The following is a 13,793-nucleotide window of genomic DNA, read 5'->3' on the forward strand; positions in this document are numbered from 1 at the left end:
CTCGACGGTGGTGACGTGACGAAGGCCCCGGACAGGTGTCCGGGGCCTTCGTTCCTGCACCGACCGTTGCGGGGCCGGAGTGCGTGGGTCAGTCCTGGCTGAAGATCGCCAGCAGGCGCAGCAGGTTGGTGTAGATCCAGACCAGGCTCACGGTCATCGCGAAGGCCGCGCGCCACGACTCCCGCTCGGGGATCCGGTTGGCCACGCCCTGCTCGACGAAGTCGAAGTCCAGCACCAGCATGAACACACCGAGGACCAGGCCGGCGATCGCGGTCAGCAGGCCGAGGCCGCCGAACCCGAACAGGCCCAGCTGGGCGCCGAACATGCCGAGAACCAGCTCCATCAGGCTCAGGCCGACCATGCCGAACACGGCGGCCATCACCATCATGCGGAACTTGTTGCCGACCTTGATGTCGAACACCTTGTACGCCGCGAGCGTGCCCGCGAAGGCCGCGAAGGTGCCGATCACCGCACCCGACACGACGCTGTCACCGAACTGGGCGTCGAAGACCTTGCTGATGCCACCCAGCGCGATGCCCTCGAGCGCGCAGAACGCCAGCACCAGGGCCGGGCTGATCACGCGCTTGAAGGAGTTCACCATCGACAGCACGAAGGCACCGAGGGCGCCGATCGTGACGGCGGCGTAGAGGCCACCGAGGTCCTCGGCCGTGGTGGTGGTGTCGATCGCGGGCGTCATGATCCACGTCGCCAGCGCGAACACGATGACCGTGCCAAGCGCGAACGCGGTCTTCTGTACGACCGAGTCCACCGTCATCGGTGCCGAGGTGGTGGTGGGCGCGCCGGGCGTGCCGGTGCCCCACGTCGACGGGTCGGTGTAGCCCTGCTGGCCGTAGCCCGGGTAGGCGGTGCCGTTCCCGGCGTAGGTCTGGTTGCCGTAGGCGTTCGCGCCGGGGCGGTTGAACTCCTCCGAGCGCCGGAACACCGGGTTGTTGCTCTGCATGGTCTCCTCCTTGGAGGCCGGGGCGACCGTCTCCCTGACGGCTCGTCTCACTGGACCCATCCTAGGAGGGTCCACCGGTTCCAACGTCCCAGTGGCCTCAGGGGTTCCCACAAGTGACGTAGGACCCTGCGCGACCGCCCCCGCCACCGCCACACTCCGACCATGAGTGGTGTCGACTACGTCTTCGTCGCCGTCGTCGGCGCCCGGTTCCTGCTGCCCCTGCTGATCCCGCGCTACCCGTTGCCCGCGGTGGTGGGGTGCCTGGTCCTCGACGGGGTGGACCAGACGATCTTCCAGATGTTCGGCTACGACCCGCCGGGCTACCAGGGCTACGACAAGGCGATGGACGTCTACTACCTCGCCATCGCCTACCTGGCCACGCTGCGCAACTGGGTCAACCTGCCGGCGTACGACGTGGGCCGGTTCCTGTACTTCTACCGGCTGGTGGGCGTGGTGGCGTTCGAGCTGAGCCAGGTGCGCGCGCTGCTGCTGATCTTCCCCAACACCTTCGAGTACTTCTTCATCGCCTACGAGGGGTGGCGGACGCGCTGGCAGACCAAGCGGGTCTCGCTGCGGCACTGGGTGGTCGTGGCCGCGCTGATCTGGATCTTCATCAAGCTGCCGCAGGAGTACTGGCTGCACGTCGCGCAGCTCGACGTCACCGACACGTTGCGGGACTACGACTGGGCGTGGCCGCTGCTGATCTCGCTGATCCTGCTGCTGGCGGCCGTCCTGTGGTTCGTCGTACGCCCCCGGCTGCCCGAGCCCGACTGGAGCCTGCGGTTCACGGCCGACCCGCTCCCGGAGGCCATCGACACCGCCGCCGAGCAGGCCGCGTGGCGGGCCGAGTCGGGCAAGGTCGTCTCCTGGGTCACCGTCGAGAAGGTGGTGCTCCTCGGCCTGATCTCGGTCATCTACGCCCAGACGCTGCCGGGCATCCACGCCAGCAACCTCGAGCTGTTCGTCGCGATCGGCGCCTTCGTGGTGCTCAACGCCGCGATCACGCTCGCGGCCGCGCGGCGGGCCCGCAGCATCGAGTCGACAGGGTTGGCGTTCCTCGCCCGGCTGCTGGTCAACGTCGGGATCGTGGCGGTGGCCCGCTGGCTCGCGGGGGCGGACAGCAGCCCGTGGAACACGGTCTTCTTCCTGGCCCTGATCAGCTTGATCACCACGCTGCACGACCGCTGGCAGCCGGTGATGGCGTACCGGCGGGCGCAGGCCGCCGCCACCTCGGTGGCCGCGACCTGACGGTGGTGCCCCCGGTGGGACTCGAACCCACACTCGGTCGCTTTTAAGGCGACTTCCTCTGCCGATTGGGATACGGGGGCCGGCGGGACGTCATGTCCGGGGGATTCTCGCAGCGTCCGCGGCCCGGCCGAGCACGTCGTCCAGCATCTCCTCGGTCAGCCGCCCGGTGAAGGTGTTCTGCTGGCTCGGGTGGTAGCTGCCCACCAGGACCACCTCGTGGTCGGGACCGGTGAGCACGGCCTCGGCCCCGTGGCCGAACCGTGGGCGCGGGCGCGGCACCTGCCAACCCAGCCGCGAGTACGCCGCCAGCGCTGCCGCCCAGCCGAAGGAGCCCAGCGCGACGACCACCCGCACCGACCCGGACACCAGGCGCAGCTCGGCGTCCAGCCAGGGCGCGCAGGTGTCCCGCTCCTCGGTGGTCGGCTTGTTCAGCGGCGGGGCGCACCGCACCGCCGCGACCATCCGGGTGCCGACCAGCCGCTGGCCGTCGCCGGCGTGGGTGCTGGTGGCCTGCGTCGCCAGGCCGACCCGGTGCAGGGAGGCGAAGAGCCAGTCGCCCGAGCGGTCGCCGGTGAAGATCCGGCCGGTCCGGTTCCCGCCGTTCGCGGCCGGCGCCAGGCCGACCACGAGGAGCCTGGGCTCCGGGTCGCCCCACCCCGCGATCGGCCGGCCCCAGTAGGGCTCCGCGGCGTACGCCGCCCGCTTGCCGTGGGCGACCTGCTCGCGCCACGCGACCAGCCGCGGGCAGGCTGAGCAGACCGAGACCCTGGCCTCGAGCTCGTCGAGGTCGCCGACGGCGGCGAGCCTGCGCACGCCCCCGCGGGTGCGGGCGACGGGCGTGCCGGCGGGGGCGGGGTCCTCGGGCCAGCCCGTGCCCGGTGGCACGGGCGAGTCGAAGAGCTCCCCCGTGACGGGGTGCGGCAGCCGGTCGGTCACGCGCCCATCGTGCCCGACCGGCCGCCTGCCGGGAGGACTGCCCGGAGGGCTGCCCGGACGGCCGCTCAGGAGGCCGGCGGCGCCGCGGTGTCGGCCGGCCACGACTGGCCGGTGCTGTGCGCGCCGCCGTCGCCGCGGCGTACCTTGTCCGCGGCTGTCGACGCGGTCTCCTTCGCCTTCTCGACGACGGCGTCCTTGGCCGCCACCGCCTGCTCGGCGACCACGTCCTGCGCCTGCTGCTTGGCGGACTGCACGCGCGGGTTGCCCATCACGCGTGCTGCGCCGTCGGCGATCTGCTCGTAGCGCTCGCGGCCGGCGCGGGCGCCGAGGACGTAGCCGGCGGCACCGGCGGCGATGAGGGTCAGCTTGCCCATGGGGTTCTCCTGTCGGTCGGTGTCAGCGGGTACGGCGCCACACGAGCACGCCGGTGAGGGCCACGACGGCGACGGCCACGGCCACCACTTCGGGGCGGGGGCGACCGGAGTCGGTCGTGGCGCGGTCGCGCAGCTCGCGCGCCCGGTGCTGGGCGCGGGTCTTCACGTCGAGCTTCGACTGCAGCTGCGTGACGGTGGCGGCCAGCTCCTCGCGCTGGCGGGCGATCTCGGCCTCGATCTGCTCGGGGCTGGTGCCGTTGGTGCTCATGCGTGGCCTCCCTTGACGGCGGCGACGTCCTCGCGGACGCTCGCGATGGTCCGTTCCGGTGCGGGCGGGGTCGCCTGCTGGACCTCCTTCTTGCCCACCAGCGCCGCGACACCGGCGGCGGCCAGCAGCACGACCGCCACGATCAGCGCGGACAGCCACGCCGGCACGGCCAGCGCGAGGGCGAGGATCGCGGTCGTGACGAGCGTCGCGAGCGCGAAGAAGCCCAGCAGCCCGGCGACGCTGAACAGGCCGACGCCGGCGCCCGCCTTCTTGCCCTTCTCGGTCAGCTCTGCCTGGGCCAGCCGCAGCTCGCTGCGGACCAGGTCGGGGATCTGTTCGGACAGCCGGTGCACCAGCGCGCCGATCGGCTCGTCCGAGGGTCGAGTCGTGGGTTCGTCCATGAGGGTTCCGTGCCCACTCGGCCGCACCCCAATCCCGCTCCCCACGGATAGTCCGGCACGTTCTTGCCCCGGCGGGTGGGGTGGATGTGACGAAACGTGCCGGACTATCCGTCCACCAAGGACCAGGCGATCCCGTCGAGGATGTCGGCCTCCGAGGCGACCACGGTGGCCACGGAGGTGCGGGCGAGGACCCGGGAGAGGATCAGCGCGCCGGCGTCGATGACGTCGGCCCGGCCTGGGTGCATGTAGCCGAGCGCGAGCCGGTCGGCCACCGGCATCCCGACCAGGCGGTCGGCCACCCGGTGCACGTCGGCGACCGGCACCACGGCCTGGTCGATCGCGTCGCGGTCGTACGTCGGCAGCTCGAGCGCGCCCGCGACCACCGTGAGGACGGTGCCGGCCACCCCGACCACGGTGGCGGCCCGGGCCACGTCGACCGGGCTCGCGTCGAGGTGGGCGTCGACGTCCGCGACGCACGCGGCCACCTCGGCCTGCGTCGGCGGGTCGGAGTGCAGGTGGCGCTCGTGCAGCCGCACCGACCCGATGTCCATGGAGTGCGCGGCGTCCGGCGTCCCGGAGGAACCCAGGACCAGCTCGGTCGACCCGCCGCCGATGTCGACGACCAGGACCGGCTCGCTCGGCGGCGTACGCAGGTGGCGCACCGCCCCGTCGAAGGCCAGCGCGGCCTCCTCGACCCCGGTGACGACCTCCGGTGAGACTCCGAGGCGGTCGCGCACCCCCTCGGCGAAGACGTCGCCGTTGGCCGCGTCGCGGGTCGCGGAGGTCGCGCAGAAACGGATCCGGGACACGTCGTGCGCTCGGATCGTCGCGGCGTACTCGTCGAGGGCCGCGAACGCCCGCGCCAGCGCCTCCTCGGCGAGCCTGCCGGTCCGGTCGACGCCCTGCCCGAGCCGGACCATCCGGGTCTCCCGGACCACGTCGACGAGGTCGCCCTCGACCACGTCGCCGATGAGCAGCTTGATGGTGTTGGTGCCGCAGTCGACCGCGGCGACGGTGGTCACTCCGCCGGGGCCGCGTCGGTCCCGACGCAGGGACCCGCCGACCACCACTCGCCGAGGGCGTCGAGCACCTCGTCTCCGAGCGGGTTCACCCCACGCCCCTGGGCCAGCGCCTGGCCGGCGAGCACGTGCAGGCACTTGACCCGGTCGGGCATGCCGCCGGCGGAGATGCCTTCGATCTCGGGCACGTCCAGCCCCGCCTGACGGCCGATCTCCGACCGCGCCTCGAGGTAGCGCCGGTGCGCGTCGGCGTACGCCGCCGCCAGCTCGGGGTCCTCGCCGAGCCGGGCCTCCATCTCCTTCATCAGCCCGGAGCCCTCGAGGGTCCCGATCCGCGACGCCGCGCGCGGGCAGGTGAGGTAGTACGTCGTCGGGAACGGCGTGCCGTTGGGCAGCCGCGGCTCGGTCGTCACGACGTCGGGGTTGCCGCACGGGCAGCGGTGGCCGACCTCGTGGATCCCCCGTGGTTCCCGGCCCAGCTGGGCTGCGATCGCCGCGATGTCGCTCGCGGTGACGGGGTCGCTCACTTCTTGGTCTCCTCCGAGCCGTCGATCTCGTCCGCCGGAGGCGCCTCCGGCTTCGGCGGGTTGCCCGCCAGCTGCACCGACTTCCACTCGGTGGTCCACCAGGCGGTGGGCTCCTTCTTGTTCACCGTGGACGGGTCGGTCAGCGTGCTCTGGCTCTCCAGCGGCTTGCCGTCCTCGCCGAGCACGACGTACGACGTCTCGCCCGGCATCAGGTAGCCGAACCGCTCGCGGGCCTGCGCTTGGACGTACGCCGGGTCGTGCCAGCGACGCTTCTCGCGCTCGAGCTCGTCGATGTTGGCCTCACGCTGCGCGATCTGGGTCTTGAGGTCCGAGATGTGCGCCCGCTGCTGGAGGTAGGCGCGCATCGAGGAGGCGTAGGAGATCGCGAGCACGGCCAGCACCAGCACCAGGATCGCGGCCCGGCCGGTGAACCGCGGCCGCCGCGGCCGGCCCCCGCCCGCGGCGCCCTGCGCCGTCGGCGGCTGCGGGGGTCGGCCACCTCGCCCGGACCCGGTCGTGCGACCGGGCCCGGTGCGTCCCCGCGGGCGTGAGCCGCGCGGGGGCGTGCGTCGGTTGTCGGCCATGGGGACGATCTTCCCCCGATCAGCCCTGGAAACGCGGGAACGCGGCCGCGCCGGCGTAGCGCGCCGCGTCGCCGAGCTCGTCCTCGATGCGCAGCAGCTGGTTGTACTTCGCCACCCGCTCCGAACGCGCCGGCGCACCGGTCTTGATCTGGCCGCAGTTGGTGGCGACGGCGAGGTCGGCGATCGTGGTGTCCTCGGTCTCGCCGGAACGGTGGCTCATCATGCAGCGGTAGCCGTTGCGGTGCGCGAGCTCGACGGAGTCGAGGGTCTCGGTCAGCGAGCCGATCTGGTTGACCTTCACCAGCAGCGCGTTGGCCTGGCCCCCGGCGATGCCGCGGGAGAGGCGCTCGACGTTGGTGACGAACAGGTCGTCGCCGACGAGCTGGGTCTTGCCGCCGAGCTGGTCGGTGATGGTCTTCCACCCGTCCCAGTCGTCCTCGTCGAGTGGGTCCTCGATGGAGACGATCGGGTACGCCGCGACGAGCTCGCCGTAGTAGGCGGTCATCTCGGCGGCGGACTTCTGCACGCCCTCGAACGTGTAGGAGCCGTCGGAGCAGAACTCGCTGGCCGCGACGTCGAGCGCGAGCGCGATGTCCTTGCCGAGCTCGAGGCCGGCGGCACCGACGGCCTCGGCGATCAGGTCGAGCGCGGCCCGGTTGGAGTCGAGGTCGGGGGCGAAACCGCCCTCGTCGCCGAGCCCGGTGGCCAGGCCCTTCTTCTTCAGCACCGACTTCAGCGCGTGGTAGACCTCCGCGCCGGTGCGCAGCGCCTCGCGGAACGTGGGCGCGCCGATCGGCGCGATCATGAACTCCTGGATGTCGACGTTGGAGTCGGCGTGCGACCCACCGTTGAGGATGTTCATCATCGGCACCGGCAGCAGGTGGGCGTTGGGACCCCCGACGTACCGGTAGAGCGGCAGGCCGGCCGAGTCGGCGGCCGCGCGGGCGACGGCCAGCGAGACGCCGAGGATGGCGTTGGCGCCGAGGTCGGCCTTGTTGGGGGTCCCGTCGAGCTCGAGCATGGTCTGGTCGACGAGCCGCTGGTCGTCGGCGGCGAGGCCCTCGATGGCCGGGGCGATCTTCTGGATCACGCCGGTCACCGCCTTCTCGACACCCTTGCCGAGGTAGCGGTCGCCGCCGTCGCGAAGCTCGACGGCCTCGAAGGCGCCGGTGGACGCGCCGCTGGGCACGGCGGCGCGCGCGAACGAGCCGTCGTCGAGCAGCACCTCGACCTCGACGGTGGGGTTGCCGCGCGAGTCGAGGATCTCGCGGGCGCCGACAGCTTCGATGGATGCCACGGGTAGCTCCTGGGGATGGTCGGAGGATTCGGCTGGGCCGCGGCTCAGCCTAGTCCCGCCGGCCCGCTGCTCCGCGAACCCCTCTCGCCCGGGCCGAGGACTGGGCAGTAACCACGGTTGCGCGCCTGCGTCGACAGGCGGATCGTGAGCCCATGTCCCTGCAGCCCCAGGAGGCGGTGGCCCGGACCGCCGCCATGTTCGACACCGTCGCCCCGGCCTACGACCAGTCCGGGGTGCCGTTCTTCGGTCCCATCGCGGCCGGTCTCGTCGACCTGCTCGCACCCCGCCCGGGCGAGCGGGCCCTCGACATCGGCGCCGGCCGCGGGGCGGCCACCCTGCGGCTGGCCGAGCGGGTCGGCCCCGGCGGTCACGTGGATGCGCTCGACGTCTCCCCCGCCATGGTCGAGCTGCTGGGCCGCGAGGTCGCGGACCGCGGTCTGCGGCAGGTGTCGGTCGGGCTCGGGGACGCGACCGACCCGCGGCCGCCGCTGCCGGCGTACGACCTCGTCGCCGCCTCCCTGGTGCTGTTCTTCCTCCCCGACCCCGTCGCGGCCCTGCGCCGCTGGTCCGGCCTGCTGGCGCCCGGAAGCCGGGTGGGCGTCGCGACGTTCCGTCCGTGGCCGCCGACCTGGCGCTCGCTCGAGGACCTCTTCGCGGAGTACGCCGCACCGGCGCCCGGCCCGGGACCGACCACGATGCCCGAGGTGTACGCCGACGACGGCGCCGTCGAGGGGCTGTTCCGCGCGGCCGGGCTGAGCGGGGTGCGCACCGAGGTGGTGACGTACGCCGTGCCGTTCACCGACACCGAGCAGTGGCGGGTGTGGTCGCTCGGCACCGCCATGCGCGGGCTGTGGATGCGCGTCCCCGAGGAGGCGCATGCCGAGGTCCTCGAGCGGGTCACGGGGATCCTCGAGGACGCCGGAGGATCGCTGGACGTCGCGATCCGCTACACCGTCGCGCTCGCGCCGGAGGCCTGACCTGCGCCTCGACTCAGCGCAAGCCCGACGAGCTTGCGCCGACTCGACGCCTTTTCGCGGCGAGCTTGCGCCGACTCGACGCCTTTTCGCGGCGAGCTTGCGCCGACTCGACGTTGCTCAGATGAGGCGACGGACGGCGTCCCGCAGCGCCTGCTCGGGGTCGATGCCGGCGAGGTTGGCCTCGGCCACCAGCGCGAGCAGCCGGTCCCCGAGGTCGTCGGAGGGTGGCCGCGCGACGATCTGGGCCGCCGGGGAGTCAGGGTCCGGGGAGGATCCCGGGCCCTCGCGGCCGAGCCGGTCGAGGACCTTGTCGGCCCAGAGCAGCGCCGGAAGGGAGGCGGGCAGCCCGTCGGTGACCGACTCGCGCTCCTTCTCCTGCGCCTTGATGGCCTGCCAGGCGTCGTTGACCGCGGCGGCGTCGCCGGCGGGTGCCCGGGGCGCGCCCTCGGGCGCGAAGACGTGCGGGTTGCGGCGGTACATCTTCTCTGTGATCCCGCGGGCCACGTCGTCGAGGCTGAAGCTGCCCGCCTCCTCGGCGACCACGGCGTGGAAGTAGACCTGCAGCAGCAGGTCGCCGAGCTCCTCGCACAGGTGGTCGCCGTCGCCGGTCGCCTCCCACGTGTCGAGCGCCTCGAGGGTCTCGTGCAGCTCCTCGACCAGGTAGCGCGCCAGCGAGCGGTGGGTCTGCTCGCGCTTCCACCCGCACTCCGCCCGCAGCCGCCGCATCACCTCGCGGAACTCCAGCAGCGGCTCCTCCGACGCGGGCTTCCGGGGGTCGGGCTCCCCAGCTGTCGGCGCTGCCATGGCGGTCAGCCGCAGCGCTGCGAGTCGGGGAGGCCGGCGGCGTACGCCGTGTCCGGGGTCTTCGCGTCGCCCTGCACGGCCGTGTCACCCAGCGCGTAGGAGACGCTGGTGTCGGTCTGGACGGCCTTGCCGTCCTCGATCGCGACGCCGAACTGCGGGTCCACCTCGACACCGTGCTCGTCGAGCCACGACGTGAACGCCTTCTCGCCGGCCTTGCCGGCGGCCGACTTCTTGCCACCCTGGGACCCCAGCACCTGCTCCCCCACCGCCTGGAGCACGGTGGCGATGTAGGTCGTGGATGCCTCGATCTCGACCACGGCGTCCTGCTGGTCCTGCGGGAGGTCGGCGACGGCCGACTCGAGCTGGGCGACCTTCTGGTCGTACTGCGCGCCCGGCCCGACGTCGTACTGCTCGCCGAGCTGGCGGGCGGCGGCGACCAGCGCGAGCTGGCCGGCGACGTAGCCGCGCAGGTAGCGCAGCGGCACGACCTGGCCCTGGCCGACCAGCTGCTTCTCGATCGCCCCGCAGTAGTCGCTGGCGACCGTGTCGACCCTCGAGACGCTGACCGTGTCGTCACCGACGCGGGCGGCCACACCGGGATGGAAGTCGGTCCCCGCGACGCCGCACCCGGACAGCGCACCGGTGAGCAGCAGGGACACGGCAGCCAGGCCAGCCAGGGTCTTGGTCACGACGACTTCTCCTCCGTCAGGGCTTCTCGTTCGGCGGATCGATGATGGCGTCGATCACACCGCGGGCCCATTCAAGCAGGGCGACGCCCGCGATCGGCCTCCCCCCGACCACGGCGGTCTGCGGACGCGGCACCAGGATCGTGTCGACCTGGGTCTTCACGATCGACCTGGGGTACATCCGGTTGAGGCGCACGACGCGCGAGTCCGGCAGGGAGACCGGCGCGAACCGCACGTTCTTGCCCGCGATCGTGACCTCGCCGACCCCGGCCTGGCGGGCCCGGGCCCGGAACCGCGCCACCAGCAGCAGCGAGGACACCTCCTGCGGCGGCTCGCCGTACCGGTCGAGGAGCTCCTCGTTGATCAGGTCGACGTCGTCGTCGGAGCGGACCTCCGCGAGCCGCTTGTACATCTCGAGGCGCAGCCGCTCGCTCGGGATGTAGTCGTGGGGCAGGTGCGCGTCGATCGGGAGCTCGATGCGGACCTCGTTGAGCTCGGGCTCCTTGTCACCGCGGAACTCGTGCACGGCCTCGCCCACGAGCCGGACGTAGAGGTCGAACCCGACGTCGGCGATGTGGCCGGACTGCTCGCCACCGAGCAGGTTGCCCGCACCACGGATCTCGAGGTCCTTCATCGCGATCGCCATGCCGCCACCGAGGTCGGAGTGCTGGGCCAGCGTCGCGAGCCGCTCGTGCGCGGTCTCTGTGAGCGGCTTCTCCGCCGGGTAGAGGAAGTAGGCGTAGGCACGCTCACGGGAGCGCCCGACCCGGCCGCGCAGCTGGTGCAGCTGGGAGAGGCCGAGGGTGTCGGCCCGCTCGATGATCATGGTGTTCGCGTTGGAGACGTCGAGACCCGACTCGACGAGCGTGGTGCACACCAGCACGTCGAAGCGCTTCTCCCAGAAGTCCAGCATCACCTGCTCGAGCTGGCGCTCGTTCATCTGGCCGTGCGCGGTGGCGACCCGGGCCTCGGGCACCAGCTCCTTGATCCGGGCAGCGGCCTTCTCGATGGAGTTGACCCGGTTGTGGATGTAGAACACCTGCCCCTCGCGGAGCAGCTCGCGACGGATCGCCGCGATCACCTGCCGGTCCTCGTAGGCCCCCACGTAGGTGAGCACCGGGTGCCGCTCCTCCGGCGGGGTGGTGATCGTCGACATCTCGCGGATGCCGGTGATCGCCATCTCCAGGGTGCGCGGGATCGGCGTCGCCGACATCGACAGCACGTCGACCGACGTGCGCAGCCGCTTCATCTGCTCCTTGTGCTCGACACCGAAGCGCTGCTCCTCGTCGACGATGATCAGGCCGAGGTCCTTCATCCGGATGTCGGGGTTCAGCAGCCGGTGGGTGCCCACCACCACGTCGATGGTCCCGTCGGCGAGGCCGGCGACGACCTCCCTGGCCTCCTTGTCGGTCTGGAAGCGCGAGAGCCCCTTGAGCACGACCGGGAAGCCGCTCATCCGCTCGGTGAAGGTCGAGAGGTGCTGGGTGACCAGCAGCGTGGTGGGCACCAGGACCGCGACCTGCTTGCCCTCCTGCACCGCCTTGAACGCCGCCCGCACCGCGATCTCGGTCTTGCCGTAGCCGACGTCGCCACAGATCAGCCGGTCCATCGGGACGGTCCGGCGCATGTCGGCCTTGACCTCGTCGACGGTGCTCAGCTGGTCGGGGGTCTCCTGGAAGGGGAAGGCGTCCTCCAGCTCGCGCTGCCACGGGCTGTCCGGCCCGAAGGCGTAGCCCTGGGTCGCCTGGCGGGCGGCGTACAGCTTGATCAGCTCGGCGGCGATCTCGCGGACCGCCTTGCGGGCCCTGCCCTTGCGCTTGGCCCAGTCGGCGCCGCCGAGCCGGTCCAGGGACGGCTGCTCACCGCCGACGTAGCGGGTGACCTGGTCCAGCGCGTCGGCCGGGACGTAGAGCCGGTCCGGCGGGCCGCCGCGCTTGGAGGCGCCGTACTCCAGGACGAGGTACTCGCGCACCGCGCCGCCGGCCTCGCGCTGCTTCATCTCCACGAAGCGGCCGACGCCGTGCTGCTCGTGCACGACGTAGTCGCCGGCCTTGAGCTCCAGCGGGTCGATCTGACGCTTGCGCCGCGCCGGCATCCTGCGCATGTCGCGGGTCGAGGACTTCTGGCCCGAGATGTCCTCGCCGGTGAGCAGCACCAGACGGGCGGCGTCGTCGACGAAGCCCTGCGAGAGGGCGCCGCAGGTCACGGTGACCACGTGGGCGTCGAGGGTCAGGTCGTCGGGCTCCACCAGCCGGGCGGGCACATCGCGCTCGCCGAGGACCTCGACCATGCGCTGGGCCGGGCCGTGCCCGGGGTGGACCACCGCGACGCGGCGACCCTCGTCGAGCCAGCGCTTGATGTCGCCGAGCGCGCGGTCCACGTCACCGCGGTAGGCGTCGACCGGGGTGGCGGGCAGCATCCGGCTGGGCACCGCGCCGGCGAGGACGTCCACGTCGACGCTGACGACCTCGCCGAGCTCGTCGCGCAGCGGCTCGCCCCCCGGGGTGCCGCCGTCGTCGGCGATGCCGAAGGGGCTCATCGTCCACCACGGCTTGTGCTGGTCCAGGGCGTGCTCGCGCACGTCCGCGATCGAGCGGTACGACGCGGCGCCGAGGTCGATGGGCGCCGTCCCGCCGCCGGCGGCCGCGGCCCAGCTCGCGCCGAGGAACTCCTCGCTGGTTGCGACCAGGTCGTGGGCCCGGCTGCGGGCCCGCTCGGGGTCGAGCACCAGCACGTGGGTGTCGGCGGGCATCAGGTCGACCAGCAGCTCCATCTCGTCGACGAGCACCGGCGCCAGCGACTCCATGCCCTCGACCGCGATCCCCGCGGCGATCTTGTCGGTGAGCTCGACCAGCTGCGGGTGCGCCTCCCCCAGCTCGGCCGCCCGACGGCGTACGTCCTCGGTGAGCAGCAGCTCCCGGCACGGCGGCGCCCACAGCCGCTCGACCTTGTCCAGGGTGCGCTGGTCGGCGACGGAGAAGCTGCGGATCTCCTCGACGTCGTCGCCCCAGAACTCCACGCGCAGCGGGTGCTCCTCGGTGGGCGGGAACACGTCGACGATGCCGCCCCGGACCGCGAACTCGCCGCGCTTCTCGACGAGGTCGACGCGGGAGTACGCCGCGTCCGCGAGGCGGCGTACGACGTCGTCGAGCGGCGCCGTGTCACCGGGAGCGAGCTCGACGGGCTCGAGGTCGCCGAGGCCCTTGACCTGCGGCTGCAGGATCGAGCGGACCGGCGCCACGACGACCTGCAGCGGACCGTTGGAGACGTCGGTGCCGGGGTGGCACAGCCGCCGCAGCACGGCGAGCCGTCGGCCGACCGTGTCGCTGCGCGGGCTCAGCCGCTCGTGCGGGAGCGTCTCCCAGCTGGGGTAGTAGCCGATCGTGGCCGGGTCGACCAGGTCCCCCAGCGACGTCACCAGGTCCTCGGCCTCGCGGGCGGTCGCCGTCACGGCCAGCACGGTGCGGCCGGCGCGGACCAGTCCGGCGACCACGAACGGGCGCAGCGCCTCGGGGCCGGTGAGGTCCAGCGCCCGCAGGGCACCGCCCCGGGCGTCCTCGAGCGCCTCGGCCAGGACGGGTTCGGCAAGGACGGCGTCGGCGAGGCCGGTGAGAGGCACGTTTCACTCCTGGGACAGCACGACTGCCCCCGGTCGGGAGGGACAGGGGGTGAGGCGTCCCAGTCTACGTCGCGAGACTCACCAGCCGCCCG

Annotated in this window: 14 protein-coding genes and 1 tRNA gene; 2 read left to right on the forward strand and 13 right to left on the reverse strand. The window is 72.6% G+C overall.

Annotated elements, in window-relative coordinates:
- Positions 1-88: 88 nt before the first annotated feature.
- Entirely contained in the window at positions 89-1,012 is a 924-nt protein-coding gene (locus tag ACFO9I_RS03050; RefSeq protein ID WP_379177666.1) for a Bax inhibitor-1/YccA family membrane protein, read from the reverse strand.
- Positions 1,013-1,123: 111 nt separating this feature from the next.
- Here ACFO9I_RS03050 and ACFO9I_RS03055 point away from each other — a divergent pair, with 111 nt between their 5' ends.
- Positions 1,124-2,209, forward strand: a complete 1,086-nt coding sequence (locus ACFO9I_RS03055; protein WP_379177668.1) for a hypothetical protein — start codon at positions 1,124-1,126, stop codon at positions 2,207-2,209.
- Between the two features lie 3 nt (positions 2,210-2,212).
- Here ACFO9I_RS03055 and ACFO9I_RS03060 read toward each other — a convergent pair.
- The 9 genes from ACFO9I_RS03060 to eno form a co-directional block, all read right to left on the reverse strand.
- Positions 2,213-2,289, reverse strand: a tRNA-Leu gene (locus ACFO9I_RS03060).
- Between the two features lie 10 nt (positions 2,290-2,299).
- Positions 2,300-3,145, reverse strand: a complete 846-nt coding sequence (locus ACFO9I_RS03065) for a uracil-DNA glycosylase (protein WP_379177669.1) — start codon at positions 3,143-3,145, stop codon at positions 2,300-2,302.
- A gap of 65 nt (positions 3,146-3,210) precedes the next feature.
- Entirely contained in the window at positions 3,211-3,519 is a 309-nt protein-coding gene (locus tag ACFO9I_RS03070; RefSeq protein ID WP_379177671.1) for a hypothetical protein, read from the reverse strand.
- 22 nt (positions 3,520-3,541) lie between these two features.
- Positions 3,542-3,787 carry a DUF3618 domain-containing protein gene (locus ACFO9I_RS03075; protein WP_379177673.1) on the reverse strand — a complete coding sequence of 82 codons (246 nt, stop codon included), beginning with the start codon at positions 3,785-3,787 and terminating at the stop codon, positions 3,542-3,544.
- Positions 3,784-4,188, reverse strand: coding sequence for a phage holin family protein (locus ACFO9I_RS03080; protein WP_379177675.1), 405 nt, complete (start codon positions 4,186-4,188; stop codon positions 3,784-3,786). The genes ACFO9I_RS03075 and ACFO9I_RS03080 overlap by 4 nt, the downstream gene beginning before the upstream one ends.
- A gap of 104 nt (positions 4,189-4,292) precedes the next feature.
- A complete protein-coding gene (locus ACFO9I_RS03085) occupies positions 4,293-5,210 on the reverse strand; it encodes an exopolyphosphatase (protein WP_379177677.1) in 918 nt (305 codons plus the stop codon).
- Positions 5,207-5,734, reverse strand: a complete 528-nt coding sequence (locus ACFO9I_RS03090) for a DUF501 domain-containing protein (protein WP_379177679.1) — start codon at positions 5,732-5,734, stop codon at positions 5,207-5,209. The genes ACFO9I_RS03085 and ACFO9I_RS03090 overlap by 4 nt, the downstream gene beginning before the upstream one ends.
- Entirely contained in the window at positions 5,731-6,318 is a 588-nt protein-coding gene (locus ACFO9I_RS03095; protein WP_379177681.1) for an FtsB family cell division protein, read from the reverse strand. The genes ACFO9I_RS03090 and ACFO9I_RS03095 overlap by 4 nt, the downstream gene beginning before the upstream one ends.
- A 19-nt stretch (positions 6,319-6,337) precedes the next feature.
- Positions 6,338-7,615, reverse strand: coding sequence for a phosphopyruvate hydratase (eno, locus tag ACFO9I_RS03100; RefSeq protein ID WP_379177682.1), 1,278 nt, complete (start codon positions 7,613-7,615; stop codon positions 6,338-6,340).
- Positions 7,616-7,767: 152 nt separating this feature from the next.
- On the opposite strand from eno, the gene ACFO9I_RS03105 reads away from it, so the two are divergent.
- On the forward strand, positions 7,768-8,592 hold the full coding sequence (locus tag ACFO9I_RS03105) for a class I SAM-dependent methyltransferase (protein ID WP_379177684.1): 825 nt from the start codon (positions 7,768-7,770) through the stop codon (positions 8,590-8,592).
- A gap of 117 nt (positions 8,593-8,709) precedes the next feature.
- Here the strand turns inward: ACFO9I_RS03105 and ACFO9I_RS03110 are convergent, their stop codons facing one another.
- From ACFO9I_RS03110 to mfd, 3 genes are read right to left on the reverse strand one after another with little or no spacing between them, the layout of a single operon-like run.
- Complete coding sequence (locus ACFO9I_RS03110) at positions 8,710-9,396, reverse strand: MazG nucleotide pyrophosphohydrolase domain-containing protein (protein ID WP_379177686.1); 687 nt, start codon at positions 9,394-9,396, stop codon at positions 8,710-8,712.
- Positions 9,397-9,401: 5 nt separating this feature from the next.
- On the reverse strand, positions 9,402-10,085 hold the full coding sequence (locus tag ACFO9I_RS03115; protein ID WP_379177688.1) for a hypothetical protein: 684 nt from the start codon (positions 10,083-10,085) through the stop codon (positions 9,402-9,404).
- 16 nt (positions 10,086-10,101) lie between these two features.
- Complete coding sequence (gene mfd / locus ACFO9I_RS03120) at positions 10,102-13,701, reverse strand: transcription-repair coupling factor (RefSeq protein ID WP_379177690.1); 3,600 nt, start codon at positions 13,699-13,701, stop codon at positions 10,102-10,104.
- Positions 13,702-13,793: the final 92 nt, after the last annotated feature.

It is taken from the genome of Nocardioides sp. GCM10023255 (assembly GCF_042653125.1).
In the GTDB taxonomy this organism is placed as follows: domain Bacteria; phylum Actinomycetota; class Actinomycetes; order Propionibacteriales; family Nocardioidaceae; genus Nocardioides.